Origin of the sequence: Pseudomonas sp. R3-18-08 (assembly GCF_003852065.1) — a bacterium.
Classification (GTDB): domain Bacteria; phylum Pseudomonadota; class Gammaproteobacteria; order Pseudomonadales; family Pseudomonadaceae; genus Aquipseudomonas.
The window spans coordinates 1179053-1204933 of the sequence record NZ_CP027729.1 but is presented as its reverse complement, the minus strand read 5'-3'; the positions used below and the strand labels follow the sequence as shown (position 1 = coordinate 1204933).

Below are 25881 nucleotides of genomic sequence, written 5' to 3'. Positions count from 1 at the left end.
ATAAATGCCAACTAGGGTCCCGCCGCGCATGGATAAGACCTATCAGCCCCACGCTATCGAAACTTCCTGGTACAACACCTGGGAGTCCGAGAACTATTTCGCCCCACAAGGTGCGGGCGACTCGTACACCATCATGATCCCACCGCCGAACGTCACTGGCAGCCTGCACATGGGCCATGGCTTCAACAATGCGATCATGGATGCGTTGATCCGTTTCCGCCGCATGCAAGGCCGTAACACGCTGTGGCAACCGGGCACCGACCACGCGGGCATCGCCACCCAGATGCTGGTGGAACGCCAGCTGGAAGCCACCGGCCAAAGCCGTCACGACCTGGGCCGCGAGAAATTCCTGGAGAAAATCTGGGAATGGAAAGACCAGTCCGGCGGCAATATCAGCCGTCAGATCCGTCGCCTGGGTTCGTCAGTAGACTGGAGCCGCGAGCGTTTCACCATGGATGACGGCCTGTCGGAAGCGGTGAAGGAAGCCTTCGTGCGCTTGCATGAAGACGGCCTGATCTACCGCGGCAAGCGTCTGGTCAACTGGGACACCAAGTTGCACACGGCGATTTCCGACCTCGAAGTGGAAAACCACGATGAGAAAGGCTTCCTGTGGAACCTCAAGTATCCGCTGGCTGACGGCGCCAAGACCGCTGAAGGCAACGCTTACCTGATCGTCGCCACCACCCGTCCGGAAACCATGCTCGGCGACGCCGCTGTCGCGGTTAACCCGAACGACGAGCGCTACCAGGCCCTGATCGGCAAGTTCGTCGAGCTGCCACTGGTTGGCCGCCGCATCCCGATCATCGCTGACGACTACTGCGACCCTGAATTCGGCACCGGCTGCGTGAAAATCACCCCGGCCCACGATTTCAACGACTATGAAGTCGGCAAGCGCCACAACCTGCCGCTGCTCAATATCTTCGACAAGAACGCCGCCGTACTGCCGGCCTGCCAGGTATTCAACCTGGACGGTACGCTGAACGAGAGCATCGACGGCAAGATCCCGGCCGAATACGCCGGCCTGGACCGTTTTGAAGCGCGCAAGCAGATCGTTGCAGCCTTCGACGCCGCCGGATTGCTGGTGAGCGTGGACGACCACGGCCTGAAAGTGCCGAAGGGCGACCGTTCCGGCACTGTGATCGAACCGTGGTTGACCGACCAGTGGTACGTGTCGACCAAGCCGCTGGCCGAGCCTGCGATTGCCGCCGTTGAAGACGGTCGCATCCAGTTCGTGCCCAAACAGTACGAGAACATGTACTTCTCGTGGATGCGCGACATCCAGGACTGGTGCATCAGCCGTCAGTTGTGGTGGGGCCACCGCATTCCGGCCTGGTATGACGAGTCGGGCAAGGTCTACGTAGGCCGCGACGAAGCCGAAGTACGTGCCAAGCACAACCTCGGGCCGGACGTGGCACTGCAACAGGACAACGACGTACTCGACACCTGGTTCAGCTCGGGCCTGTGGACCTTCTCCACCCTGGGTTGGCCGCAACAGACCGAATTCCTGAAGAAATTCCACTCCACCGACGTGCTGGTCACCGGCTTCGACATCATTTTCTTCTGGGTTGCCCGGATGATCATGCTGACCATGCATTTGGTGAAGAACGAAGACGGCACCCCACAGGTACCGTTCAAGACCGTGTATGTGCACGGCCTAGTGCGTGATGGCCAGGGCCAGAAGATGTCCAAGTCCAAGGGCAACGTCCTGGACCCGCTGGACATCATCGACGGCATCGACCTGGAAACCCTGGTGCAGAAACGCACCTCGGGCCTGATGCAGCCGAAGCTGGCGAAAAAGATCGAAAAGCAGACCCGCGACGAGTTCGCCGACGGCATCGCCAGCTACGGCACCGACGCCCTGCGCTTCACGTTCTGCTCGCTGGCGTCCACCGGCCGCGACATCAAGTTCGACATGGGCCGCGTCGAAGGCTATCGCAACTTCTGCAACAAGATCTGGAACGCCGCGCGCTACGTGCTGGATAAAGGCGAAGACTGCGGCCAGAACGGCGAAGCTTATGAGCTGAGCCTGGCCGACCGCTGGATCATCTCGCAGCTGCAGCGTACCGAAGCCGAAGTGACCCGCCAGCTCGACCAGTTCCGTTTCGACCTGGCCGCGCAGGCCCTGTACGAGTTCATCTGGAACCAGTATTGCGACTGGTACCTGGAACTGTCCAAGCCAGTGCTGTGGGACGAAAACGCGCCGGTCGAGCGCCAGCGCGGCACCCGTCGCACCCTGGTGCGCGTGCTGGAAGTGGCATTGCGCCTGGCGCATCCGTTCATGCCGTTCATCACCGAAGAAATCTGGCAGCGCCTGGCGCCGCTGGCCGGTATCGAAGGCAAGACCATCATGCTGCAACCTTGGCCTGTGGCCAACGAAGCACGTATCGATGAGGCCGCCGAAAGCGATATCGAATGGCTCAAGACCTTGATGCTCGGCACGCGCAACATCCGCGCCGAGATGAATATCGGTCCGGGCAAGCCGCTGGCCGTGTTCGTCAAGAACGCCAGTGCCGAAGACCAGCGTCGCCTCAGCGAGAACGATGCGCTGCTCAAGAAGCTGGCGAAACTGGAGTCGATTACCGTATTGGCTGATGGCGCCGAAGCACCGCTGTCGGCGACCGCGCTGGTCGGCGACATGGAAGTACTGGTGCCGATGGCCGGCCTGATCGATAAAGGCGCGGAACTGGCCCGACTCGACAAGGAAATCGCCCGCCTGCAAGGCGAAGTGCAACGAGTGGGCGGCAAGCTGTCCAATGCGGCCTTCGTCGACAAGGCGCCGGCGGAAGTGATTGACAAAGAACGCGCCAAACTGGCCGAGGCTGAACAGGCCTTGGGCAAGCTGGCGGAGCAACATGCGCGGATTTCCAGCCTGTAAGGGCCAAACCGTGTGAAAAAAAAGAGACCTTCGGGTCTCTTTTTTTGTGCATGCGGTCAATGTGGGAGGGGGCTTGCCCCCGATGGCGGTGTATCAGTCTCAACTTTTTTGCCTGTCACACCGCTATCGGGAGCAAGCCCCCTCCCACATTTGAACGAGTTGGGCTCAGGATGTGTGACAATGCCCGTCACTTTGAGCCAACACCAGAATCATCATGACCGCCCCCACTACGCCAAAACCTCCACGCAAGAAGCCTAAAACCGCAGCCACGGCCAAACCCGTCGCGCCGCGCAAAGAGGCTACCCTGCACCCGCGCAACCGCCACACCGGCCGTTACGACTTCCCGGCGCTGATCAAGACCACGCCGGAACTGGCGCAATTTGTGATCATCAACCCCTACGGCAAGGAAAGCATCGACTTCGCCAACCCGGACGCGGTGCGGGTGTTCAACCGGGCGCTGCTCAAGGCTTTCTATGGCATCCAGCACTGGGACATCCCGGCCGATTACCTGTGCCCGCCGGTGCCGGGGCGTGCCGACTATGTGCACTGCCTGGCCGACCTGCTGGCCAGCGTCAACGACGGCAAGATTCCGCGCGGTTCCATCGTCAAGGTGCTGGACATCGGCATGGGCGCCAATTGCGTCTATCCGCTGATTGGCTATATGGAGTACCGCTGGAACTTCCTGGGCTCGGAGGTCGATCCTATCGCCGTGGCCGCCGCCAAGGCCATCGTGCAGTCCAACGACCTGAGCAAAGTCATCCAGCTGCGCCTGCAACCCAATCCCAAGCATATTCTGCTGGGCCTGCTGGAGCCTGCCGAGCGCTTTGACCTGACCATGTGCAACCCGCCGTTCCATGCCTCGATGGATGAAGCGACCAAGGGCAGCGAGCGTAAATGGCGCGCCTTGGGCAAAGCCGATCCCAAGCGCAAGTTGCCGGTGTTGAACTTCGGCGGCCAATCGGCCGAGCTGTGGTGCGAGGGCGGTGAAGCGCGTTTTGTCACGCAATTGATCGCTGAAAGTGCGCACTTTGCCCACAAGGTGTTGTGGTTCAGCACCCTGGTGTCAAAAGCGTCAAACCTGCCGGCGATCGAGACCGCGCTGAAAAAAGCCGGTGTGCTGGAAAGCCAGGTGGTGGAAATGTCCCAGGGGCAGAAGCAAAGCCGCTTTGTGGCCTGGACCTTCCAGACCAAGAACGAACAGCAGCTCTGGCGCCAGCGCTGGGTTCGATAGCGCCACCTGTAGGAGCGAGCTTGCTCGCGAAAAACGCCAAGACTTCACGTTCATCCAAGACGGGCGCGTCATCGTTAACGACCTTCGCGAGCAAGCTCGCTCCTACAAATCGCAGGCAACAAAAAACCGTGCCCGGATCGCTCCGGTGCACGGTTTTTTTTACTGCGTCTTACTTGTTAACAGCGTCGGTCAGGCCTTTGGCCACAACCAGCTTGATAACTTTCTTGGCAGCGATTTCGATGGCAGCGCCAGTCGAAGGGTTACGGCCAGTACGGGCAGGACGCTCGGTCACTTTCAGTTTGCCAACGCCTGGCAGAGTGATTTCGCCGCCGTTTTCCAGCTGATCAGCAACAACCTGGCTCAGTTGGTCCAGCAGAGCGCGCACGGTGGTTTTCGGTGCGTCTACTGCTTCAGCCAGGTCGGCGATCAGTTGGTCTTTAGTAATAGCCATTGTGGTGTTCCTTCCCTATCAAATTCATATGGATTGCAGAGTGCAGTGTCAGCCGTCGAGCCCGACCTTCTTGGCCTGGCACCCCGGCTATAACCTCGGAGAACGGGGTTATAGATGCTTGAAACGGGGATTGGTTCGACCTGACAAATGCTGAATGCACGCTTAACGCCGAGACTTGGCGTAAGACCGGGCAAAACTAGCACAGAGACGGGGAAATATCCGCCTCAACATACCCATTTGGTCAGCTTTATCGCTCTAAACCGTGAAAAAAAGGCATATAGCCGGTCGGACAACGTCCAAAACGCCCTTCCAGGCGCGTCTTGACCAATGGGTGCGGTACACTGGGCAACTTTTTGGGGAGGCTCACCGCTCCCCTTCAACCAGCCGAGAAGCCTATGCCGATCCGTCATTGCATCGTCCACCTGATCGACAAAAAACCCGACGGCACACCCGCAGTTCTGCATGCCCGTGACTCGGAGCTGTCCGAATCCGCCGCCATCGAGAACATGCTCGCCGACCTCAACGAGAGCTACAACGCCAAACAAGGCAAGGCCTGGGGTTTCTTCCATGCCGAGTCCGGCGCGCACCCGTTCAGCGGCTGGTTGAAGGAATACTTTGACGGTGGTCAGGATTTCACCGCTTTCAGCCGTACGGCTGTGGAGCATCTGCAGAAGCTGATGGAAGAGTCCAACCTGTCCACTGGCGGCCATGTGCTGTTTGCCCACTACCAGCAAGGCATGACCGACTACCTGGCCATCGCCCTGCTGCACCACAGCGAAGGTGTGGCGGTGACCGACGAGCTGGACGTGACCCCCTCGCGCCACTTGGACCTGGGCCAACTGCACCTGGCGGCGCGGATCAACGTCTCCGAGTGGCAGAACAACAAGCAGTCCAAGCAATACATCTCCTTTATCAAAGGCAAGAACGGCAAGAAGGTCTCGGAGTATTTCCGCGACTTTATCGGCTGCCAGGAAGGCGTCGACGGCCCGGGCGAAACCCGCACCCTGCTCAAGGCGTTCAGCGACTTCGTTGAAAGTGAAGACCTGCCGGACGAATCGGCCCGCGAGAAAACCAAGACCCTGGTGGACTACGCCAGCAGCCAGGCCAAGCTCGGCGAGCCCATGGGCCTGGAAGAACTGTCCGGTTTGATCGATGAAGATCGGCCCAAGGCGTTCTACGACCACATCCGCAACAAGGACTACGGCCTGTCGCCGGAGATCCCTGCCGACAAACGCACCCTCAACCAGTTCCGCCGCTTCACCGGCCGCGCCGAAGGCTTGTCCATCAGCTTTGAAGCGCACCTGCTGGGCGACAAGATCGAGTACGACGAAGCCGCCGGCACCTTGATCATCAAGGGCCTGCCGACCCAACTGACCGATCAGCTCAAGCGCCGTAACTGATGCTTGGCGGCGTGCTCAAGAAAGTCCTGCTGGTGCTGCTGGTGGTCGTGGTGATTCAGAACTGGGGCAAGATCGAGCGGCTGTTCAACCCCTCGCAGGTTGTTTCGGAGCAGGTACGCGCCTCGGCGCGCGTGGTGCTCTACACCACCGAGTGGTGCGGCTACTGCAAGCAGACCCGGCGTTTCCTGGACCAGAAAGGCATTCCTTACCAGGCCTTCGATATCGAGAAGGACGCCCAGGCGCGCAAGGCGTATGAAGCGTTGGGCGGGGGCGGGATTCCGTTTGTCGACGTCAATGGCACGTTGATCCGCGACTACAACCCGGATGCGATCATGGCGGCGTTGAAATAACCCAATCTGTAAAACACCACCGGTCAGATGTGGGAGGGGGCTTGCCCCCGATAGCAGTCTGTCAGCCAGCCTATGGGTAGCTGACCCACCGCAATCGGGGGTAAGCCCCCTCCCACATTGGCTTGTGGTGCGGGCTTAGCGCACCACAATCATCCGGCCCAGCAGTGTGTGCTGCTCAAAGCCCAGCACCGCTTGCAGGGCATTGAGCACCGCTAGCGGGTCGTTGCTTGGAAAGCTGCCGCTGACGCGTTTGGCGCCCATCTCGTCATTGAGCAACAGGATGCGGCCGGGATAATAGCGAGCCAAATCCTCGATCACCTCGGCCAGCGGCGCCTTGTAGTAATTGAGCCAGCCATCGCGCCAGGCCAGGCGTGCTTCGCTGTCTACCGCGTGCAGCGGCTCGGCTACACCCTCGGCGTAGACTACTTGCTGGCCTGCCGTCAGAATTTGCTGCGGCGCCTGTTTGGAGGGCGTCACCCCAACCCGGCCGGACAACACGGTCACCTGTGCCCCCGCCGGTTGCAGGCGCACTTCGAACTGCGTGCCCAGCACCCGCGTTTCTCCGCTGCCCGCCTCGACCATAAACGGCTGGCCGGTGTGGACAACCTGGAAAAACCCGGCCCCTCGACGCAACTGGACATGCCGCTCGCCGTGGCTGAAATCCACGGCAATGGCGCTGTCGGCGTCGAGGGTAACGTGGGACTGATCGGCCAGGGTCACGGTCCGCACTTCCCCTGGCGCCGTCACGTAATCGGCGCCGAAGTCATCGACCCAGCGCGACGGTTGCCAACCGGCGCCCATCGCCACCATCAACAACACACTGGCGGCCGCGGCCAAGGCGCCAGGCCAGCGCAACGTGCGCGAGCGCGTGGAACGGTTCATCGCATTGAGGTAGCCCTGCAACGCCTGCGCGTCTTCGTCGGCCAACGCGCGTGCCGGTACTTCGCTCAACTCCCACAGCACCTGGGCCTGGGCATAGGCTTGGACATGGGCGGGGTCGGCCCGCAGCCATTGGCTGAAGCTGGCTTGATCGCCACTGCTGGGCTGGTCGTGCAGCAGGCTCAGCCAGGCGAGCGCGGCCTGTTCCTGGGCGGGCGTGGGAGTCACGTTCACGGTGCTTTTCCTGGCGTGCGTGGGGGCGACGGTTCGCTCAGGCTCGCCTTGCAGGCTTGGAGGGCACGCATCATGTGTTTTTCCACAGCGCTTTGGGACACGCCCATCGCCTTGGCGATTTGCGCGTATTTGCGGCCGTGGATGCGGTTGAGCAGGAAAATCTGGCGAGTGCGCTCGGGCAAACTGCGCAAGGCGGCTTCGACATGCCGCAAATCATTGCCCGCTTCGAGGGCCGCCTGGGGTTCGCAGCCCTGGTTGCCCTGCTGTTCGGGCAGCCAGCCTTCATTACTGCGCACGCGGGCGCCTTCGCTGCGCAAATGGTCGATGGCGATATTGCTGGCGCAGCGCAGCAGGTAGGTGCTGAGCTCTTCGACCTGCACCAGCGGGCGACGCCAGAAGCGCAGGAACAGGTCTTGCACCAGATCCGCCGCCGTTGCGCGGCAACCGACACGGCGGCTCACCAGCGCCTCCATCTGCGAACGCTGGGACAGGAACACCTGCAGAAAATGCGCCCGCCCACCGGCGGCGTCCGGGTGCGAACGGTCTTGAGGTTTCGGCGCAGGGCTGATCATCATGGGCAACTCAGAACAGGCCGAACGCCGCGACCGGGCTGGCCAGCAGGCCTACGCCCGCGAGGCTCAACGCCAGCCGTGGCCGATATGGCAGCAGCAGCACCAGCATCAAAGCGCTGAGCATCAACACCGCGCACCACTCCACCAACCCCTGGCCCCACCCCATCGCGGCCACCGCCGGCCAGGGCGACACCGCCAGCAGCGACCAACCGGCCGCATGCAACCCCAAACGCCGTAAAGGCGAAGGTTTGCTGCGCAGCAACTCGCCGTGATGGCGGTCGGTCGACAGGCACAGCGCAGTAAACCCGGCGTAGCACATGAGCAGTGCGAGCAGCATTCAGTTGGCCTCCTGTTTGAACGTCAATGCCCCTGCGCGCGGCGCGTTGGGCTGCGTTGCCGTGCGGCGCTGCATCTTCCAGGCGGCCCAGCCCAGGAACAGGCCGCAGGCCAGGCACGTCAGGTCGAAGCCGGCCATGGCCCAGTCGCCACTCACGAGGGAAACGCCCAAATGGTGGGAGGTGGTCAGTGCATTGACCAACGGGATGGCCACCAACAGCAGCGCCCCCACGCTCAATTGCTCGACCCACGCCGGGCGGCCGCGCCGCAACAGCGCGTGCAGCAGGCTCAGGGCCCAGGCGATAAAGAAGGCGCGCACTTCCCAGTCGGAACGCGCGGCGATGCTCACCGGCAACAACCGGTTCGCCCAGAAGAACAGTGCGATGGCGATCACCAGGCCGGACATGCTGGCGACATTCAACACTTCCACCAGGCGCAGCTCAAAAGGCATCACGCCGGTTTTGGCGTGCTTGAGCTGGCGCTTGCCCAGCCAGATCACCAGCCCGGTGCCGATCATCGCCGTGCCGGCCAGGCCACAGACAAAGTACAGCCAGCGCAGCACCGGGCCGGCGAAATGGCCCATGTGCAAACCGTAGAAACCGCCGCCGATGACCGCCGGCAACGACGGCTCGCCACTGGCCCGCAACAGCTCGCCCGTGGTGCCGCTGAACGATAGGCTGCTGCCGAAATCCTGCACCACGCTGTCGGACCCGGCGCGGAACACGTTCACCGAGGCGTTGACGTCACTCGGATTATTCACCGCCAAGCGTCCGACATGCCCTCCCGCCCACTGTTGCTGCGCCTGCTGATACATCGGCCACAATGCCAGCAAGGTGCCCGGCTGGCCGAGCGCCGGCGCATTATCAGAACTGGGGAACACCTCATTGAAGAACGCACGGCTGTCGTTGCCATACGAAGCCATGATCGGCGCCGGCATCACCATGTTCATGAAAATCACCAGGCTGCTATAGGTGATCATCAGGTGGAACGGCAACACCAGCACGCCCACCGCGTTGTGCCCGTCCAGCCAGGAACGCTGGCCTTTGCGCGGACGGAAGGTGAAGAAGTCCTTGAAGATTTTCTTGTGGGTGATGATGCCGGTGATCAGCGCGACGAACATCACCATGGCGGCGATGGTCGACAGCCAGCGGCCCCACGGGTAAGGCATTTGCAGCTGGAAATGGAAACGGTAGAAGAATTCGCCGCCCATGCTTTCACGGGCTTGCACCGCTTGGCCGCTGACCGGGTCGAGGATTTTCTGGGTGAAATTGCCGCGCTTGCCGGGGTCGACCTTGTCTTGCCACATCACCGACAGGCCGGGGTCGCGGCGGGTGGGCAAGGTGATGAACCAACGCGCGGCGGTAGGCGCCTGCTGCTGCAGATAGCGCTGCGCCACGCCGAGGCTGCGCGCGTCGTCCAACGGGTGGGCCTGCACTTCGGGCTGCATCCAGTGGGTTATTTCGTCCTTGAAATAAGCCAGGGTGCCGGTCAGGAAAATCGCGAACAGCAGCCAGCCGAAGATCAACCCCGCCCAGGTATGCAGCCAGGCCATGGCTTGGCGAAAGCCTTCCTTCATGTGCGCGCCACCCAGAAACCGATGCCCGCCAGGGTGGCGAACAGCGCGCTTGGCAGCATCACCCCCGCCCAGGCACGCCATGCCGTGCGGCAGGCAAAACACCAGAGCACCGCCAGCAGGTAGAACACGAACGAACTCATCATGCCGGTGATTACCGCATCGGCGCGGGAGGTGGGCAGCCACAGTGCGAGGCAGATAGCGGCCAGGGAGGCCATCAGATAACCGCCGACCACCGCCGCCAGCACCCGGGAGGTGACGGCAAGGCGATAGGACGCGGGCAGAGGGGTTTTGCTGTTCATGCGACAGGCGCCAAGTTCATCAGCGCGCAATACTAATGATAAATATTCTCATAAGCAAAAGAGAACGGATGAATCACCGGCTTCGCGGATTGCCGAACCTCGTCCCCGCCCCTACAATGCGAACAATTCTTGTTCTCTAAAGCATGCCGATGCTGATGGAGTGATCCCGTTGCCGCCGTCCAACACCGTCGAAGTTCTGTACAACGACCATCACCACTGGCTCACCGGCTGGTTGCGACGCAAGCTCGGCTGCCCGGAAAGCGCCGCCGACCTGGCCCAGGACACCTTCATCCGGGTACTCAGCGCACGGGAAGCGCCAACGCTGAACGAACCCCGCGCCTTTCTCACCACGGTCGCCAAGCGCGTGCTGTTCAACTTTTACCGTCGCCAGGACCTGGAACGCGCCTACCTCGATGCCCTGGCACAATTGCCGGAACAGGTGACGCCGTCTGAGGAAGACCGCGCCATCATCCTGCAAACCCTGGTGGAGCTGGACCAATTGCTCGACGGCCTGCCGGTCCAGGTCAAGCGCGCCTTCCTGCTGGCCCAGCTCGATGGCCTTACCTACGCGCAAATCGGTGCGCAACTGGGCATCTCCATTGCCACGGTCAAACGCCATCTGCATAAAGCCGCCCTGCGCTGCTACTTCGCCCTATGAATATCTCGCCCCCCGTTGCCGAACAAGCCGTGCACTGGTTGCTGCAAATGCAGCAAGGCACGCTCGACCCGCGCCAACAGGCCGCCTGGCAGCAATGGCTGGATGCGCACAGCGAGCACCAGCGCGCGTGGGACCAGATCCAGCGCGTCAACCAGCGCCTGCGCGGCGTGCCTTCGCCCCTGGCGCACGCGGCGTTGAATGCACCGACGTCCAACAGCCGGCGCCAGGCGCTGAAGCTGTTGTTGATCCTCGGCGCCGGTTCGGCGGCAGCCTGGAGCCTGCGCCAGCAGCGTATTCTGCCGCCGCTGACCGCCGACTACCGCAGCCCCGTCGGCCAGCGCCGCACCGTGCAGTTGGCCGACGGCAGCCAGTTGCAGCTCAACACCGGCAGCGCGGTGGATGTGCATGTCGATAGCCAGCAGCGACTGATCCGCCTGCTCGAAGGTGAAATCCTGCTGACCGCCCGCGCCGGTGCCACGCCGCTGCGCGTACTCACCAGCCAGGGTCTGCTCAGCAGCCAGGCGGCGCGACTGAACGTGCGGCAGTTCAGCGACCATACTCAACTGGCGGTGCTCGACGGCCAAGTCGACGTGATGCCCAACCACTACAGCGGCCTGCCGCTGACGGTCGAGGCTGCGCATCAGGTCAATTACACCCGCAAAGGCTGGGACAGCCCTCGCCCCACTGACGCCAACAGCGGTGCCTGGGCAGACGGCATGCTTGTGGCTGCGCATATGCGCCTGGAGGATTTCCTCGGCGAACTCGGGCGCTACCGTCGCGGCCAGCTCAATTGCGATCCGCAGGTGGCAAACCTGTTGCTGTCGGGCAGCTATCCACTGGATGACAGCGAACGCATCCTCGACCTGTTGGAAGTCAGCCTGCCGGTCACCGTGCGACGCTTTACCCGCTACTGGGTGACGGTTCAGGCCCGCGCCTGAAATTATTCAGAAAAACAGTGAGCCGTTTTCCCGTCCTCGCGTGACAGAGAAGGAAAGCCACCTTGATCCTTCCTTCTCAGGACCGCCCTTCATGCCCCTGCAACCGACGCTTCTTGCCCGTACCCTGCGCCAACTCCTCCTCGGCGCCAGCCTCAGCCTGACCGCGCTGCCCCCAGTAATGGCGGGCGAAGCCAAGGCCTATCACATCGCACCGACGAGTCTGGAAGCGGCCCTGAACCAGTTCGGCCGTGAAGCCGGGGTGCTGGTGACTTTCGGCTCCGAGGTCACCGCCGACCTGCAAAGCCCAGGCTTGTCGGGCACCTACAGCACCGCCGAAGGCCTGAATAAACTGTTGGAAGGCAGTGGCCTGCAAGCCCGTGCCGAGGGCGACAACGCCTACAGCCTGCAACCGGCCAGCGCCCCGGTTACCCTCGAACTGCAGACCTCCAACGTGGTCGGCGACTGGCTCGGCGATGCGGCGCAGACCAACGTGTTCGAACACCCCGGCGCGCGCGATGTGATCCGCCGCGAAGCCTTCGAGCGCCAGGGCGCGACCCAGGCCCGCGACGTGCTCAACCGCATCCCCGGCGTCAACGCCCCGGACAACAACGGCACCGGCAGCCATGACATGGCGCTGAACTTCGGTATTCGCGGGCTCAACCCACGTCTGGCGTCGCGCTCCACGGTGTTGATGGACGGCATTCCCGTGCCCTTCGCACCGTATGGCCAGCCGCAACTGTCATTCGCACCGATCAGCATGGGCAACATGGACGCGGTCGACGTGGTACGCGGCGGCGGCGCGGTGCGCTACGGCCCGCAAAACGTCGGCGGCATCGTCAACTTCGTGACCCGTGCGATCCCGGATGCGCCCACCGTCAAAGGCGGCCTGCAGACCGAAACCAGCCCGTCCTCCAGCCACGACGGCTTCAAGACCACCGGCAACCTGCTGGCCGGTGGCACCGCCGACAATGGCCTGGGCGGCGCGCTCCTGTACTCCGGCACCCGTGGCGGCGACTGGCGCGAAAACAGCGACACGCGCATCGACGACCTGATCCTCAAGGGCAAATACCAACTGGACGACGCCAACAGCTTCAACGCCATGGCGCAGTACTACGAAGGCCAGGCCGATATGCCCGGCGGCTTGAACGTCAAGGACTACAAGGCTGACCCGTACCAGTCGACCCGCCCCTACGATAAGTTCTGGGGCCGCCGTACGATGTTCAACTTAGGCTACCGCTACGAGCAGGACCGCCGTGAGTTCACGGTCAACAGCTTCTTCACCAAGACGCTGCGCAGCGGTTACCTCGACCAGGGCAACTTCCTCTCGCTGTCACCGCGCGAGTACTGGGTACGCGGCCTGGAAACCCGCTTCGCCCAAGGCTTCGACCTCGGCCCCACCACGCACGAAGTCGGCGTCGGCTACCGCTACATCAATGAAGCCGGCCACGAGCTGCGCTACCGCACGCCGATTGCCGCCAACCAGCAAATCCCGACCACCGACAGCCGCAACGACCGCGACACGCGCGGCGGCACCGAGGCCAATGCGTTCTTCATCGACGACCGCATCGATATCGGCAAGTGGACCCTCACGCCGGGCATCCGCTACGAGATGATCAAGTCCCAGCAGACCAACAACCTGAGCAACGTCAACTACAAGGGCGACTACAACACTGCGCTGCCGGCGTTGAACGTGCTCTACCACCTCACCGACGACTGGAACCTCTACGCCAACACTGAAGGCTCGTTCGGCAGCGTGCAGTACAGCCAGATGCCCAACCGCGTGAGCAGCGGCGAAGTGAAACCGGAAAAAGCCCGCACCTGGGAACTCGGTACGCGCTATGACAACGGCAGCCTGCGCGCGGAAATCGGTGCGTTCCTGATCAATTTCGACAACCAATACGACAGCAACCAAACCAATGACACTGTGATCGCACGCGGTGAAACGCGGCACCAGGGCATCGAGTCGAGCATCAACTATGCCCTCGACGGCTTGAGCCCGGCACTGGCCGGCTTCGATGTGTACGCCACCTATGCGTATGTCGACGCGACCATCCGCGAAGACGGCCCGAACAAAGGCAACCGCGTGCCCTTCTCGTCCAGGCACAAAGGCACCCTCGGCGTCGGTTACACCGAAGGCCCTTGGAAGCTCAACCTGGACAGCAGCTACCAGAGCAGCCAATTCGCCGACAACGCCAACACCCAGGCCGAAAGCGCCGACGGCGCGAATGGACGCATCCCCGGCTACATGCTGTTCAGCAGCCGCGCAGCGTATGACTTCGGCCCCCAGCTGTCGGACTTGAACGTCGCGGTCGGCGTGAAGAATATCTTCAACAAGCAGTACTACACGCGCTCGTTCGACGATAACAACAAGGGCAAGTACGTGGGTGAGCCGCGCACGGTGTACGTGCAAACCTCGATTGCGTTCTGACTGCCTCTGTAGCTCACAACAAATCCAAATGTGGGAGGGGGCTTGCTCCCGATAGCGGAGTGTCAGTCAGTATATTTTTAACTGACCCATCGCTATCGGGAGCAAGCCCCCTCCCACATTTGGACCGAGTACCGCTTAGAGATCCGATGAGGTCCTTTAACTCCCCGCCAGGCAACTGGGGGTGGCCGCGACCAGCGCATCAATGGCGCATCGGGTCTTGGCCGGCATGTGCGGCGCCGTCGGCCAGATCACATGGATGGGGGCCGGCTGTTCGCGGAAATCGGCCAGCACCGCCGCCAGTTGCCCGCGCAGCGCATAGTGGGCGATCAACCAACTCGGCAACCAGGCCAGCCCCACACCCGCGATGGCCGCATCGGCCACGGCCTGGAGGTCGTCCAACACCAAGGGCGTGATCAGGCGCGAGCGATGAGCGCTGTTACTGCGGTAGGCAATGCCGCGATGAGCCGACAAGTCTTCAATACAGGCAATGGGCCCCCTGCGCTGCAAATACGCGGGCGACGCCGCCAGGCCCATGACCTGCTCGCCCAGGCGCCGCGCACTCAGGCGGTCGGTATCCGGCAATGGGCCGATGCGTACGGCGATATCGAAGCCTTCCTGCGCCAGATCGGTCATGCGGTCGGAGAAACTGATATCGATCTCCAATTGCGGATAGCGGTCCATCAAGCCCCACAGCGCAGGCGCGGCATAGTGGTGACCAAACGCCAGCGGCAAACTCGCCCGCAAGCGCCCGCGTGGCTGCTGGCGGCCGCTTTCCAGCACCGACTCGGCCGCCTCCAGCTCTGCCAGCGCGCGCAGACAGTGCTCGTAGTACGCCTGCCCATCCTCCGTCAGACGCTGGCGGCGCGTGGAGCGTTGCAACAGGCAAGTGCCCAGCCGCGCTTCCAACCGCGCCAGGCCCTTGCCCACCGCCGAACGGGTGAGATTCAGGCGCTCGGCGGCTGCGCTCAGGCTGCCGCTCTCGACGATTTGCACGAACAGCTCGACGCCATCAAAACGTGGAGTGGTCATATTAATTTGTCGCCCTGCATTCCCTTATCCATGGAAAAATCATCGCAAATAAAGAACCAGATTCCCGAGAGAATAATCCCTCCCACTCTCGAAAGGAACATCCCATGCCACCCGTCGCCACGCTATCGGCCCTCAGCCCACCGCATGTCGCCAGAAACGGTCTGGCGCTTACCGCCGTGTGCCTTGTGGCCCTGATGTTCGGCCTGGAAATCTCCAGCGTGCCGGTCATCCTGCCCACCCTGGAACGCGAACTGGGCACGGGGTTTCAAGATGCCCAATGGATCATGAATGCCTACACCCTGGCCTGCACCAGCGTGCTGATGGCGGCGGGCACCCTGGCCGATCGCTTTGGCCGTCGACGCATGCTGGTGCTGTGCCTGTGGGTCTTCGGCCTGGCCTCGCTGGCCTGTGGCTTGGCCAACGACGCGTCGACGCTGATCGTGGCGCGTTTCGTCCAGGGCATCGGCGCCGGCGCGATGATGATCTGCCAGTTCGCGATACTGTCGCACTTGTTTCGGGAACCGGCGGCACGCGCCCGGGCATTCGCGATCTGGGGCGTGATTGCCGGCGTGGGCCTGGGGTTCGGGCCGATGGTCGGTGCGCTGATCCTGGCCGTCGCGGACTGGCGCTGGGTATTTCTCGCGCATGTGCCTCTCACCCTGTTCACCTTGGTGCTATTGCGCATCAGCGTGCAGGAATCCCGCGATCCGGCCAGCCATCGCCTCGATATCGCCGGCATGCTGACCTTGACGCTGGCGGTGTTCGCCCTGGTGTACTTCATCACCCAGGGCACCGAGCATAGCTTCGCCACACCGCAAATGCTCGGCTGGGCGGGCTTGGCGCTGGTGGCGTTGTTGCTATTCATCGTGGTTGAAAAGCGCAGCGCCCATCCAATGTTCGATTTTTCGGTGTTGCGCATCCAGCGCTTCACCGGTGCGCTGATGGGCTCGATCGGCATGAACTTCAGCTTCTGGCCGTTCATGATCTACCTGCCGCTGTATTTTCAGGCGGGCCTGGGCTACGACACCCTGACCACCGGCGGCGCCCTGCTCGCCTACACCTTGCCCACCTTGCTGGTGCCGCCGCTGGCCGAGCGCCTGGCCCTGCGCTACGGCGCCGAACGCATCATCCCGGTGGGCCTGGCGACGATGGGCGCGGGGTTTCTGGCAATGGCCGCCGCCAATGGCGCCGCGCAGCCAAGCGCGCTGCTGGTGCTGCTCAGTTGCGTGATCGCCGGCATCGGCCTGGCGCTGACCAACTCGCCTACCACCAACACCACTACGGGCGCCGTCTCGGCTGACCGCGCGGGCATGGCCTCAGGTATCGACTTCAGCGCACGGCTGATCACCCTGGCGCTCAACATCGCGTTGATGGGCCTGGTGCTGTTGCTGGGGATCAGCCATTACCTGGCCGAGGTCATGCCGCCAAGCACGGCAATAGATTGGCCGGCCCTCAGCCAGCACATCGCGGCGGGCAAGCTGGACGCGCCGGGATTGGCGTTCAACGAGGCCCAGGCGGCGCTGCGCAACGGCGCCGGCTGGGCCATGCTCTTTGCAGGGTTGGGTGCTTGCGGGCTGGCGATGCTTAGCGGGTATTTCTTCAAACAGCGCCGTTGAACGAAAACGGGCCTGCATGCGCAGGCCCGTTTTCAATGGGAGTGAAAAAAACTATCAGCCGTTGAATACGGCCCGTTCTTTTTCCAGAAACTCCTGTTCAAGCTCATCTTCATTGACTTTGGTGGTCGGCTGGTTTTTACCGGCAGCGCGGGGCTTGCCTTGCAGTTTGCCGAACAGATGTTCCAGCGCGTGGTCGAGCTTGGTGGCCGCGCCATCAATCGCTTGTTCCAGCGTATCGGCTTTATGGCAGACCGAAATCGCTTGATGGCCTTTTGGACGTGCCTCCAGACGGCAACTTAAATCGTGGGGACCGGGCTTGTCGCCGTTCTCATCCCGCAGGTAAACCTCAACACGGGTCAGGTCTTCTTCATAACGTTCGAGCGTGCTCTCAATGGTAGTACGTACCCACTCCTCCAGTCGGATGCTGCTTTCAATATGGTTATCGCTATTGACTTGGATTTGCATAGTTCTTCCCTTATTTCAGCTAGCTCGCCAGAGATCACAAACTGCAACACCGGGGTGGTGAAACCATGACCTCCTGATTACACAATTGAGCACTCGCTGAAACAATTCAACCCCTTTGCAAAGATAAATCCCACATTACAAATTAACCCTGACGACAAGCAAAAACGCTGTTAGGGTGGGGAGTTAGTTACATCTTCTTACCCCTGAATATCCTCACAATTGCCCCGCTCCCATTGGGTGCAGCGCCCGGAAAATCCCCGCCTCCTCCACCAGCCAATCATGCACCGCGCGCACGCCCGGATGGTTCAATGCGCCTGGCGCATACAGCAGCACGTAGCGTTTGTGGTTGGGCACGGCCAGGCCGAACGGCACGATCAGGCTGCCGCGTTCCAGTTCATCATTGAGCAATGTGCGTCGCGCAATCGCGACGCCCATACCGGCAATGGCGGCTTCGATGGTCAGGTGGTTGCGGTTGAAGGTGTGCCCGCGGCGCACATCGGCGTCGTGGTAACCAATGGCATCCAGGTAAAACTCCCATTCGGCATACTCATAACTCCCACGCCAGGCGGTGATGTCGTGCAACAGCGGGAAATGCACCAGGTCCGCCGGCCCATGCAGCGGCGGGCGCCCGCGTAGCAGGCTGGGAGCGCAGACCGGAAAGATCTGTTCGTCCAGCAGCGCTGTGGATAACAGGCCTGGGTAGCTACCGTCGTTCAGGTCGATGGCCAGGTCGAAGTCGCCCTCGTGCAGGGCGATACTGCTGTCTTCGGCGACCAGGCGCAGTTGAATGTCTGGAAAGCGCTGCTGCAACCGTGGCAGACGCGGGGTCAGCCACTTGCCAAGAAACGACGGGATCGAACGCAGGCGCAAGGTGCCGCTGATCATCCCAGCGTCCAGACGCTGTAATTCGGCGTCAATGCTGCCATAGGCCTCCCCCACCACCGCCGCCAGGCGCTGCCCTTCGGCGCTGAGTTCCACGCCCCTGGCGCGTCTGTGAAACAGTCGAAAGCCCAGGCGCTCCTCCAACTGGCGAATCTGCTGGCTCACCGCCCCCGGCGTGATGTGCAGTTCTTCGGCGCAGCGGGTGAACGACAAATGCCGTGCAGCGCATGAAAACACATGCAGCCAGACGTACGTCTGGCCATGAAGGGGGCGGGTCATAGCGTTTAGTCCTGCTAAAGAGTGTCTTAGGATAATTCGTTGGTCAGTGCCGATCCAGAGGCTCAGTATCGCGTCAATTCCGCCTGCTCTACAAAACATGGCAGCGATTTCTACTCCATTGCTTGTAAGGCTTTAGCATGGCTATCAGTGTTTTCGATTTATTCAAGGTGGGCATTGGCCCGTCCAGCTCCCATACCGTCGGCCCGATGCGCGCTGCGGCGACCTTTGCCCAGGCATTGACCGACCAGCGATTGCTCAGTGAAACCCGCCGCGTCGAAGTGCGTTTATACGGTTCGCTGTCAGCTACCGGCGTCGGCCACGCTACCGACCGGGCCTGTGTGATGGGCTTGATGGGAGAATGGCCGGATCGCATCGACCCCACCTCGATCAACGCACGCATCCAGCAACTGCGCGAGTCCGGTCAACTGCTCCTCGCCGGCCAGCAGAACATTGCCTTCGACTGGCACACCGACCTGTTGCTGCTCGACGAAAGCCTGCCCTACCACCCCAACGCCATGTCCCTGCACGCCTATGGCGACAGCGGCCTGCTAAGCGAGCAAACCTATTATTCGGTGGGCGGTGGTTTCATCATCGAAGCCGCCGAAGCCGCGTCGGGCATTGCGCCCACCAGCGATGTGCAATTGCCCTACGATTTTTCCAGCGCCGTCGAGCTGTTGGCCTTGTGCAACCAGCACGGCCTGCGGGTTTCGCAGTTGATGATGGCCAACGAACGGGCGTGGCGCAGCGACGCAGACATCCGCAGCGGCCTGCTGCATATCTGGTCGGTGATGCGCGAGTGCGTGGAACAAGGCCTGCGCGATGAAGGCATTCTGCCCGGTGGGCTGGATGTACCGCGGCGCGCTGCGAAATTGCACCGCAGCCTGTTGGAAATCGGTAAGCCCAACGTGATCACTTCGACCTTATCAGCCATGGAGTGGGTCAACCTGTTCGCCCTCGCCGTCAACGAAGAAAACGCCGCTGGCGGGCGCATGGTCACCGCACCGACCAATGGCGCGGCGGGGATTATCCCGGCGGTGCTGCATTACTACATGAAGTTCAACGCCGACGCGTCCGATGACGATGTCGTCAATTTCTTTCTGGCCGCCGCCGCCGTCGGCATCCTCTGCAAGAAGAACGCCTCGATCTCCGGTGCCGAAGTCGGCTGCCAGGGCGAAGTCGGCTCGGCCTGCGCCATGGCCGCTGCCGGGCTGGCCGAGATCCTCGGCGCTACACCTGAGCAACTGGAAAACGCCGCCGAAATCGGCCTGGAACACAACCTCGGCCTCACCTGTGACCCGGTTGGCGGGCTCGTGCAGGTGCCGTGCATCGAGCGCAACGCCATCGCGGCGGTCAAAGCGATCAATGCCACCCAAATGGCCCTGCGCGGCGACGGCAAGCACTTTATCTCCCTCGACCGGGTGATCCGCACCATGCGCGATACCGGCGCCGACATGCATGACAAATACAAAGAAACGTCACGGGGCGGCCTGGCGGTCAGCTGGGTGGAGTGCTGACCGGGATGATTGCGCCGTCAGCGGTCGTTTTTTGCGTACTGCCCTGAAACGGATCACCGTTCCCAGGCACAACCTGTATCAAATGTGAGAGGGGGCTTGCCCCCGATAGCGGTGTGTCAGCCAATAAATGCTCGGCTGGAAGACCGCTATCGGGGGCCAGCCCCCTCCCACATGGGTTGCTGATCGTCTGGCAGAGCCCTATACGGCACGGCCCTTGCTGTACAGCCTCTGAGGAAAACGGACTTTGGCCGGTGGTCAGGCAACGCGAACTATTCCCGACACCGGTCGTCAATGACTGCATGTTCTTATCAGGCGGTAACGCACCATGGACAACCCTTTTCAGATCATCACCGACACCTTCAGCCCGCAATACCGCGTCAACCTGAGTATCCAGCGGCTGGATGGCAGCATCATGCTCACGCTCTCCGATGACAGCGGCGTAGTGGCCAAACGCATGATCAGCGCCGAACAACGCAACGACCCGCAACGGCTCAAGCGCCTGGTGCAGAGCATCCAGTTCGGCATCGCCATCGAGCAGGGTCACAGCGCCATGGAAATCCTCGCGGTGATGACCGATGGCGACAATCACAAGCTCTTGCAGCCACCGCCCACCCGTAGCCTGCCGTTCAGCGTCGGGCTTTAAAGCTCGCCCTTCTCGGTTTCCAGGCTCGCCTCGCCCTTGCGACGCGGGCCTTCGACCTTCACCGACGGAAAGGCCGACGACGCGTAGCGCACCACGAGAATCGCGAAGGCCAGTAGCAGAATCCCACCGCACAGGTAGATTATGCCCACGTCCGGCGGGTTGTGATGGGACACGTTGGAGATCAGCAGACGCGTCAGCGCGGTGATTGCCACGTAGATCAGGAAGCGCACCGGCATGTGGTTGGTCTTGAAATAGATCCCGACCATGGCGCCCAATTCCAGGTAGATGAACAGCAGCAAGATGTCATCGATCTTGATATGCCCGTTCTCCAGCATCCCGAGAAACTCCATCACCGCCGCCCAGGCAGTGACCGCCCCGATGGCGAACAGCGCCAGGTAGTGGAACGACTCCACAAACAGATTGCCCAGCGACTCGGCCAGCCCATGGACTTGCTGGCGCAGCTTTTCGGCCCAGTTGATTTTCACGATGATGTTTCCTTAGGTCGGCTCGACCGGATAATGCGGGAGGGACGTGACGGTTGTTCTGCATGCAGAAAAAAGGCCAGCACGTGCATAAGATGATGGCTCGATGGCATGAGACACAGATTAATCAGGGCGCTCACCAGACCTAGAGCAAAGGGGCGAGCGTGCTCCCACAATGAGCATTTGCGCTGTAGCAAACCCCCATTTCCCAACTACATTAAAAACCTACTATCCAAACCACCGCGTTTGGCTTATGCTTTTCGCTGTATATAAATACAGTAGTCGCAAAAGACAACTATCGTGAAGGCATGTGAGGTGGTGAATGGCCGTCGAAGTGGTATACCGCAGCAGCCGAGATCTGGAGCGTTTGTTCATGGATAAAGCCGAAGCTGACCGTCATGACAAAATGCTTGAACTCGCTGAGTTGCTGGCAGAAGTGTTGCAAAAAGCCGTGCCGTCCTTGAGCGAGCAGCAGGTGGAAGAAGCCGGGATCTACATGGCGAAGAACCGCGATGTATTTGCCAAGGCGTTCAAGAGCCAGCCGGACGCGCTGTCCGAGTTGCTGAACGCGGCGGCGGAATAAAGCCCGAATTGAACAGGCCCTGAATCATGGATTCAGGGCCTTTTTAATGCCTGGTCATTGGTACAGCAGGCGCTCGGCGAGTTCGTCTGCGACCCGTGCCGGGGAGCGTTTTTCGGCTTGGGCATGGGCGTAGACTTCGGTCAGGCGCTTGCCGATGTTGGACAGGTGCGCGGTGATGCTCGCCAGCTCGGCGCCGCTGTGTTTGAGCGCGACGTAGATCAGGCCGCCGGAATTGATCACGTAGTCCGGGGCGTAGAGGATGCCGCGCCCTTCCAGTTGGTCGGCCACTTGCAGGTTGGTCAATTGCGCGCTGGCGGAGCCGGCCACGGCGGCGCAGCGCAGTTGGCCGACGCTCTGGCGATTGAACACCGCACCCAGGCCGCAAGGCGCGAGGATATCGCAGGGCGTGCTGAGCAAAGCGTCGTTGGCGATGGGGTGGGCACCCAATTGCTCCATGGCCAGTTGCACCTTGCCGTGGTCGATGTCGCTGACCAGCAGTTCGGCACCCGCCGCGTGCAGTTGTTCGGCCAGGGCGTAACCGACATTGCCCAGGCCCTGCACCGCCACGCGCAGGCCTTCGAGGTTGTCGCTGCCCAGGCGGGCCATGGCGGTGGCGCGGATGCCGGTGAACACCCCCATGGCCGCATGCGGTGCAGGGTCGCCGGCGGCCGTGGTGCTGGTGACGAACCGCGTGTGTTGGGCGATGCAATCCATGTCGGCGACCGAGGTGCCGCTGTCGATGGCGGTAATGTAGCGCCCGCCCAGTTGCTCCACACAGCGACCGAAGGCTTCAAACAGGCTTGCGCGGCTCTCCACATGGGCGGGGCGCAGGATCACCGCCGTGCCGCCGCCCACCGGCAAGCCCGCCAAAGCGGCCTTGTAGCTCATGCCTTGAGCCAGGCGCGCGGCATCCGCCATGGCACTTTCATCATCGGGGTAGGCAAGATAGCGGCAGCCGCCCAGGGCCGGGCCCAGGCGGCTGTTATGAATGGCGATGATCGCCTTCAGCCCGCTCACCGGGTCGACGCTCAGGTGCAGCGATTCCAGGCGGGTGCTGTGCATGAGCGCAAACATCGTCGTGCTCCCGAATCACTTCTGGTAGTGGCCCAAGTATAGGCTGACAGCAGCAAACTGCTCGATTGCACTGGAATAAGCATCCCCGTTTCGTGGGACCTGCGGCATAAGGGCGTGGGATATTTACTTAAGATGCTGGACGAAAATTCGCAGCAAGGCTAAAACGAGGGCATCCGCCGGAGAATGCAATGAATCCCCGCACAGCCTTTTTCGCCTGCCTGGACCGTTCGCCCCCTGCGCTGTTCGAAGCCGCGCTGTGGATTGCTGCCGAGCATGATGCTGGCGTACAGCCACAACTGATCCTGCAGGCGTTCGGCCTGCTGCAACAACAGGTCAGCCTGGGCATGCCCACGTTGCCGGCCGATGAACTGGGCCAGCCGCTGCTGCGCTGCATGAACGACCTGGGCTTTGCCCAGGATGACTTCACCCCGCTGCGCCCCGCCGCCGCGCTGCTGGACAAGGTGTTGCAACGTAAGCGCGGACAACCCCTGGCCCTGGGCCTGATCGCGCTGGAGCTGGCGCGGCGCCTGGAGATTCCCTTGGTCGGGGTGAATTTCCCCGGCCACTTCCTGCTGCGAGTACCCGGTGCCGATCACCTGCTGGACCCCTGCGGCGGTCGGCGGCTGTACCCCAACGACTGTCGCGAACTGCTGCACCGCCAGTACGGAGCCAATCTCAAACTACAAGCCGAGCACCTGCACAGCGCCGATCCGCGCGCGATCCTGCAACGGCTGTCACGTAACCTGCGCCAGCTGTACCTCGCCAACGACGAACCACTGGCCGCCCTGGTGGATGCCGAGCGTGTGCTCGAACTGGGCAATGCCAGCGCCGCCGACTACCTGGCGCGGGCCAGCCTGTATCAGCGCCTGGACTGCCCGAGCGCCGAACGGTTTGACCTGGAACACGCGTTGATGCTCAGCGAAGACCCTATCCAGCGCCTGCGCCTGACCGAGCGGCTGGGACATCTGCCGCCCAATTCCGTGGTGCATTAGGGCGCCTTGAGCAGGTCGCCCGGCGACGGCTTCATGGCATCGCTCGTGCCTGGCGACCGCACCTGAATAATCAACAGCGCCGCAATCACCGCCGGAATCGCACAGAAGAAGAAAATCTGCTGCACCGGAATATGCATCGCCAGCAGCAGGCTGCCGAACAACGGCCCCAGGATCGAGCCGAATCGCCCCACCCCCAATGCCCAGCCCGTACCGGTGGCGCGCACGTGCGCCGGGTAGAAATTACTGGCGAACGCATTGAGGGTCAGTTGCCCGCCGATGATGCAGAACCCGGCGGCAAACACGCACGCCACCAGGTAACGCGGATTGTCATGGTTCAGGCCCAGCAGCACCGTGCACACCGCCGCCGCTGCCAGCACAGCGGACAACAGGCGCACTTTGCTTTTCAGCCGATCGGCGAACCAGGCCATGCCGATGGCGCCCAATGTGCCGGCAAACAGGAACATCGAGGTCACCAGGTTGGCCTGGTTCAGCGCCAGCCCACTTTCGAGCAACAGCGACGGCAGCCAGCTGATCATGAAATACAGCAGGATCAGGCTGACGAAAAAGGTCGCCCAGATCAGCACGGTCGGGCGCGCGTAGCCGTGACGGAACAGCTCCACCACGGTCAACCGGCTGCCCTGTTCCTGGCGATTCTGCGCCTCGCTCGCCAGGGGCGCCCGCCAATCGGGCAACATGCGCGCCGTGACCTTGTGCAAGCGCGTGTAGGGCGGCGCATCGCGCAGCAGGCGCGGCAGGGATTCGGGCAACCGCCACACCAGGAACGGAAACAACAGCAGCGGCGTAACACCGCCCGCCAGGAACACCGCCTGCCAACCGAAACCGTCGATAAACCCCGCCGCCACAAACCCACCGGCCGCGCCGCCGAACGAGAAGCCACAGGCTGCCAGGGTCACCATCAGGGTGCGCATGCGTGGCGGCGAATATTCCGACATCAAGGCCATGGCGCTGGGCATCGCGCCGCCCATGCCGATGCCGCAGATAAAGCGTGCGGCCATCAGCGTGGTCAGGGAGTTGGCGAACACCATCAATACGGTGAGGCTGGCGTAGATCAGCACACAGGCCAGTAGAATGCGCCGCACACCGAACCGGTCCGCCAGTGGCGTCACCAGCAGCGAGCCCACTGTGAGGCCGAGCAGGTTGGCGCTGAACACCGGGCCGAACGCGGCTTTTTCCAGGCCCCAGTCCTTGGCCAATGCCGGCACGACATAGCCGAGCACCTGGGCGTCGTAGCCATCGGTCACCAGTAGCAATGCCAGTAGCAGGAGAATCAACCACTGATAGCGCGACACCGGACGGGCGTCGAGTGCCGCGCGAAAGCTGGCAATCTGATTGTGCATCGCAAGGTACCTTTAATTATTTTTATTGGCTGGCGCTGATCAAAAACTGTGGGAGGGGGCAAGCCCCCTCCCACATTTTGTTTCTGTGCAAGTTATGGGAATTATGGTGTGTCAGGTTGATTGGCCGGGTGCGCCTGCACGAACGCCGGATGCTGCGCCGCCAAGGCGGCCACCCGTCCGATACGCGGGTACGCCGCCAACGGCACCTTGAAACGCTCGGCTGCATACAACTGCGGAATCAGGAACGCATCGGCCATGCCTGGCTGCTCGCCAAAGCAGAACCCGTGATCGCCAATCAACTGCTCCACCGCACCGAGCCCCTGGCTGATCCAATGCGCGATCCACTCGAGCAATTGCGCCTCATCATGGCCCCACTGGCGCAGCAGGTTCTGGGTGCTGGAGTTGTGCAACGGGTGGATATCGCAGGCGATGATCGATGCCACGGCGCGTTCGTGGGCACGCGCCGCCAGGTCTTTGGAGAGCAGCGGTACCTGGGGATAACGTTCCTCCAGGTATTCGACGATCGCCTGAGACTGAATCAACAGTTCACCGTCGCTGCGCAAGGCCGGCACACGCCCTTGTGGATTGATCGCCAGGTACTCGGGCTGGCGATTGGCTCCGCCAGCCGGCACCAGCAGATTGATCGGCACCGCCGTGAAGTCCAGGCCCTTGAGCGCCAGGGCGATGCGCACCCGGTAGGACGCGGTCGAACGATAGTACGTATAGAGTTCCATCAC

25 protein-coding genes are annotated in these 25881 nt (G+C 62.1%); 12 read left to right on the top strand and 13 right to left on the bottom strand.

Annotated features, from left to right (window positions below; genetic code table 11):
* Positions 1-28 precede the first annotated feature (28 nt).
* Together C4J92_RS05440 and rlmF are read left to right on the top strand one after the other, a co-directional pair.
* Positions 29-2875 carry a valine--tRNA ligase gene (locus C4J92_RS05440; RefSeq protein ID WP_124403183.1) on the top strand — a complete coding sequence of 949 codons (2847 nt, stop codon included), beginning with the start codon at positions 29-31 and terminating at the stop codon, positions 2873-2875.
* Positions 2876-3089: 214 nt separating this feature from the next.
* Positions 3090-4106, top strand: a complete 1017-nt coding sequence (rlmF, locus tag C4J92_RS05435) for a 23S rRNA (adenine(1618)-N(6))-methyltransferase RlmF (protein ID WP_124361439.1) — start codon at positions 3090-3092, stop codon at positions 4104-4106.
* Between the two features lie 169 nt (positions 4107-4275).
* Here the strand turns inward: rlmF and C4J92_RS05430 are convergent, their stop codons facing one another.
* Positions 4276-4557 carry an HU family DNA-binding protein gene (locus C4J92_RS05430; RefSeq protein WP_003188840.1) on the bottom strand — a complete coding sequence of 94 codons (282 nt, stop codon included), beginning with the start codon at positions 4555-4557 and terminating at the stop codon, positions 4276-4278.
* Positions 4558-4952: 395 nt separating this feature from the next.
* On the opposite strand from C4J92_RS05430, the gene yejK reads away from it, so the two are divergent.
* Entirely contained in the window at positions 4953-5957 is a 1005-nt protein-coding gene (gene yejK / locus C4J92_RS05425) for a nucleoid-associated protein YejK (RefSeq protein WP_057701465.1), read from the top strand.
* The gene (locus C4J92_RS05420) at positions 5957-6307 is read left to right on the top strand and encodes a glutaredoxin family protein (RefSeq protein ID WP_124403182.1); all 351 of its coding nucleotides are present in this window, start codon (positions 5957-5959) and stop codon (positions 6305-6307) included. The genes yejK and C4J92_RS05420 overlap by 1 nt, the downstream gene beginning before the upstream one ends.
* 135 nt (positions 6308-6442) lie before the next feature.
* On the opposite strand, the gene C4J92_RS05415 is transcribed toward C4J92_RS05420, so the two are convergent.
* Genes C4J92_RS05415 through C4J92_RS05395 form a run of 5 tightly spaced genes read right to left on the bottom strand, consistent with a single transcriptional unit; the run spans position 6443 to position 10203 of the window.
* Positions 6443-7420, bottom strand: coding sequence for a FecR family protein (locus C4J92_RS05415; RefSeq protein WP_124403181.1), 978 nt, complete (start codon positions 7418-7420; stop codon positions 6443-6445).
* Positions 7417-7995, bottom strand: coding sequence for an RNA polymerase sigma factor (locus C4J92_RS05410; RefSeq protein WP_124403180.1), 579 nt, complete (start codon positions 7993-7995; stop codon positions 7417-7419). Before C4J92_RS05410 ends, C4J92_RS05415 begins: the two co-directional genes overlap by 4 nt.
* A 7-nt stretch (positions 7996-8002) precedes the next feature.
* Entirely contained in the window at positions 8003-8329 is a 327-nt protein-coding gene (locus C4J92_RS05405) for a DUF3325 domain-containing protein (RefSeq protein ID WP_124403179.1), read from the bottom strand.
* Positions 8330-9904: a PepSY domain-containing protein gene (locus tag C4J92_RS05400; protein ID WP_124403178.1), complete on the bottom strand. Its 1575-nt coding sequence runs from the start codon at positions 9902-9904 to the stop codon at positions 8330-8332.
* Positions 9901-10203 carry a DUF3649 domain-containing protein gene (locus tag C4J92_RS05395; protein WP_124403177.1) on the bottom strand — a complete coding sequence of 101 codons (303 nt, stop codon included), beginning with the start codon at positions 10201-10203 and terminating at the stop codon, positions 9901-9903. Before C4J92_RS05395 ends, C4J92_RS05400 begins: the two co-directional genes overlap by 4 nt.
* Positions 10204-10372: 169 nt before the next feature.
* Between C4J92_RS05395 and C4J92_RS05390 the strand changes: the two genes are divergently transcribed.
* The 3 genes from C4J92_RS05390 (at position 10373) to fecA (ending at position 14227) form a co-directional block, all read left to right on the top strand.
* Positions 10373-10861, top strand: a complete 489-nt coding sequence (locus C4J92_RS05390; protein WP_124369744.1) for a sigma-70 family RNA polymerase sigma factor — start codon at positions 10373-10375, stop codon at positions 10859-10861.
* Complete coding sequence (locus C4J92_RS05385; RefSeq protein WP_124403176.1) at positions 10858-11799, top strand: FecR domain-containing protein; 942 nt, start codon at positions 10858-10860, stop codon at positions 11797-11799. The genes C4J92_RS05390 and C4J92_RS05385 overlap by 4 nt, the downstream gene beginning before the upstream one ends.
* Positions 11800-11890: 91 nt before the next feature.
* Positions 11891-14227, top strand: a complete 2337-nt coding sequence (fecA, locus tag C4J92_RS05380; RefSeq protein ID WP_124403175.1) for a TonB-dependent Fe(3+) dicitrate receptor FecA — start codon at positions 11891-11893, stop codon at positions 14225-14227.
* A gap of 156 nt (positions 14228-14383) precedes the next feature.
* Here fecA and C4J92_RS05375 read toward each other — a convergent pair whose 3' ends face one another.
* Positions 14384-15256, bottom strand: coding sequence for a LysR family transcriptional regulator (locus C4J92_RS05375; protein WP_124403174.1), 873 nt, complete (start codon positions 15254-15256; stop codon positions 14384-14386).
* 104 nt (positions 15257-15360) lie between these two features.
* Between C4J92_RS05375 and C4J92_RS05370 the strand changes: the two genes are divergently transcribed.
* Positions 15361-16872 (top strand): MFS transporter, encoded by a 1512-nt coding sequence (locus C4J92_RS05370; RefSeq protein WP_124403173.1) that lies wholly within the window; start codon positions 15361-15363, stop codon positions 16870-16872.
* Positions 16873-16926: 54 nt separating this feature from the next.
* Here C4J92_RS05370 and C4J92_RS05365 read toward each other — a convergent pair whose 3' ends face one another.
* Positions 16927-17337, bottom strand: a complete 411-nt coding sequence (locus C4J92_RS05365; RefSeq protein WP_124403172.1) for an HPF/RaiA family ribosome-associated protein — start codon at positions 17335-17337, stop codon at positions 16927-16929.
* Between the two features lie 213 nt (positions 17338-17550).
* Positions 17551-18498 (bottom strand): LysR substrate-binding domain-containing protein, encoded by a 948-nt coding sequence (locus C4J92_RS05360; RefSeq protein ID WP_124403171.1) that lies wholly within the window; start codon positions 18496-18498, stop codon positions 17551-17553.
* Between the two features lie 137 nt (positions 18499-18635).
* Here C4J92_RS05360 and C4J92_RS05355 point away from each other — a divergent pair, with 137 nt between their 5' ends.
* Both C4J92_RS05355 and C4J92_RS05350 read left to right on the top strand, forming a co-directional pair.
* Positions 18636-20012 carry an L-serine ammonia-lyase gene (locus tag C4J92_RS05355; RefSeq protein ID WP_124403170.1) on the top strand — a complete coding sequence of 459 codons (1377 nt, stop codon included), beginning with the start codon at positions 18636-18638 and terminating at the stop codon, positions 20010-20012.
* 325 nt (positions 20013-20337) lie between these two features.
* The gene (locus C4J92_RS05350) at positions 20338-20655 is read left to right on the top strand and encodes a DUF3509 domain-containing protein (RefSeq protein WP_124361424.1); all 318 of its coding nucleotides are present in this window, start codon (positions 20338-20340) and stop codon (positions 20653-20655) included.
* On the opposite strand, the gene C4J92_RS05345 is transcribed toward C4J92_RS05350, so the two are convergent.
* Positions 20652-21140, bottom strand: coding sequence for a phosphate-starvation-inducible protein PsiE (locus tag C4J92_RS05345; RefSeq protein WP_057724703.1), 489 nt, complete (start codon positions 21138-21140; stop codon positions 20652-20654). The two genes, C4J92_RS05350 and C4J92_RS05345, sit on opposite strands and share 4 nt — an antisense overlap.
* 319 nt (positions 21141-21459) lie before the next feature.
* Here C4J92_RS05345 and C4J92_RS05340 point away from each other — a divergent pair, with 319 nt between their 5' ends.
* Entirely contained in the window at positions 21460-21720 is a 261-nt protein-coding gene (locus tag C4J92_RS05340) for a YebG family protein (protein WP_003171979.1), read from the top strand.
* Positions 21721-21774: 54 nt separating this feature from the next.
* On the opposite strand, the gene C4J92_RS05335 is transcribed toward C4J92_RS05340, so the two are convergent.
* Positions 21775-22794 (bottom strand): Glu/Leu/Phe/Val dehydrogenase dimerization domain-containing protein, encoded by a 1020-nt coding sequence (locus C4J92_RS05335; RefSeq protein WP_124403169.1) that lies wholly within the window; start codon positions 22792-22794, stop codon positions 21775-21777.
* A gap of 188 nt (positions 22795-22982) precedes the next feature.
* Here C4J92_RS05335 and C4J92_RS05330 point away from each other — a divergent pair, with 188 nt between their 5' ends.
* Positions 22983-23786, top strand: coding sequence for a SirB1 family protein (locus C4J92_RS05330; protein WP_124403168.1), 804 nt, complete (start codon positions 22983-22985; stop codon positions 23784-23786).
* Here the strand turns inward: C4J92_RS05330 and C4J92_RS05325 are convergent.
* Positions 23783-25144, bottom strand: a complete 1362-nt coding sequence (locus tag C4J92_RS05325) for an aromatic acid/H+ symport family MFS transporter (protein WP_124403167.1) — start codon at positions 25142-25144, stop codon at positions 23783-23785. The genes C4J92_RS05330 and C4J92_RS05325 overlap by 4 nt on opposite strands.
* Positions 25145-25245: 101 nt before the next feature.
* On the bottom strand, positions 25246-25878 hold the full coding sequence (gene maiA / locus C4J92_RS05320; RefSeq protein ID WP_124369731.1) for a maleylacetoacetate isomerase: 633 nt from the start codon (positions 25876-25878) through the stop codon (positions 25246-25248).
* Between the last annotated feature and the right edge of the window lie 3 nt (positions 25879-25881).

Bases quoted from the DNA above. Each gene is read 5' to 3' on its own strand.
- C4J92_RS05360 (WP_124403171.1), bottom strand. From the start codon at position 18,498: ATGACCCGCCCCCTTCATGGCCAGACGTACGTCTGGCTGCATGTGTTT.
- C4J92_RS05340 (WP_003171979.1), top strand. From the start codon at position 21,460: ATGGCCGTCGAAGTGGTATACCGCAGCAGCCGAGATCTGGAGCGTTTG.
- yejK (WP_057701465.1), top strand. From the start codon at position 4,953: ATGCCGATCCGTCATTGCATCGTCCACCTGATCGACAAAAAACCCGAC.
- fecA (WP_124403175.1), top strand. From the start codon at position 11,891: ATGCCCCTGCAACCGACGCTTCTTGCCCGTACCCTGCGCCAACTCCTC.
- C4J92_RS05410 (WP_124403180.1), bottom strand. From the start codon at position 7,995: ATGATGATCAGCCCTGCGCCGAAACCTCAAGACCGTTCGCACCCGGAC.
- maiA (WP_124369731.1), bottom strand. From the start codon at position 25,878: ATGGAACTCTATACGTACTATCGTTCGACCGCGTCCTACCGGGTGCGC.
- C4J92_RS05350 (WP_124361424.1), top strand. From the start codon at position 20,338: ATGGACAACCCTTTTCAGATCATCACCGACACCTTCAGCCCGCAATAC.
- C4J92_RS05395 (WP_124403177.1), bottom strand. From the start codon at position 10,203: ATGAACAGCAAAACCCCTCTGCCCGCGTCCTATCGCCTTGCCGTCACC.
- C4J92_RS05335 (WP_124403169.1), bottom strand. From the start codon at position 22,794: ATGTTTGCGCTCATGCACAGCACCCGCCTGGAATCGCTGCACCTGAGC.
- C4J92_RS05405 (WP_124403179.1), bottom strand. From the start codon at position 8,329: ATGCTGCTCGCACTGCTCATGTGCTACGCCGGGTTTACTGCGCTGTGC.
- C4J92_RS05420 (WP_124403182.1), top strand. From the start codon at position 5,957: ATGCTTGGCGGCGTGCTCAAGAAAGTCCTGCTGGTGCTGCTGGTGGTC.
- C4J92_RS05355 (WP_124403170.1), top strand. From the start codon at position 18,636: ATGGCTATCAGTGTTTTCGATTTATTCAAGGTGGGCATTGGCCCGTCC.
- C4J92_RS05325 (WP_124403167.1), bottom strand. From the start codon at position 25,144: ATGCACAATCAGATTGCCAGCTTTCGCGCGGCACTCGACGCCCGTCCG.
- C4J92_RS05400 (WP_124403178.1), bottom strand. From the start codon at position 9,904: ATGAAGGAAGGCTTTCGCCAAGCCATGGCCTGGCTGCATACCTGGGCG.
- C4J92_RS05375 (WP_124403174.1), bottom strand. From the start codon at position 15,256: ATGACCACTCCACGTTTTGATGGCGTCGAGCTGTTCGTGCAAATCGTC.
- C4J92_RS05430 (WP_003188840.1), bottom strand. From the start codon at position 4,557: ATGGCTATTACTAAAGACCAACTGATCGCCGACCTGGCTGAAGCAGTA.
- C4J92_RS05440 (WP_124403183.1), top strand. From the start codon at position 29: ATGGATAAGACCTATCAGCCCCACGCTATCGAAACTTCCTGGTACAAC.
- C4J92_RS05330 (WP_124403168.1), top strand. From the start codon at position 22,983: ATGAATCCCCGCACAGCCTTTTTCGCCTGCCTGGACCGTTCGCCCCCT.
- C4J92_RS05365 (WP_124403172.1), bottom strand. From the start codon at position 17,337: ATGCAAATCCAAGTCAATAGCGATAACCATATTGAAAGCAGCATCCGA.
- rlmF (WP_124361439.1), top strand. From the start codon at position 3,090: ATGACCGCCCCCACTACGCCAAAACCTCCACGCAAGAAGCCTAAAACC.
- C4J92_RS05385 (WP_124403176.1), top strand. From the start codon at position 10,858: ATGAATATCTCGCCCCCCGTTGCCGAACAAGCCGTGCACTGGTTGCTG.
- C4J92_RS05370 (WP_124403173.1), top strand. From the start codon at position 15,361: ATGCCACCCGTCGCCACGCTATCGGCCCTCAGCCCACCGCATGTCGCC.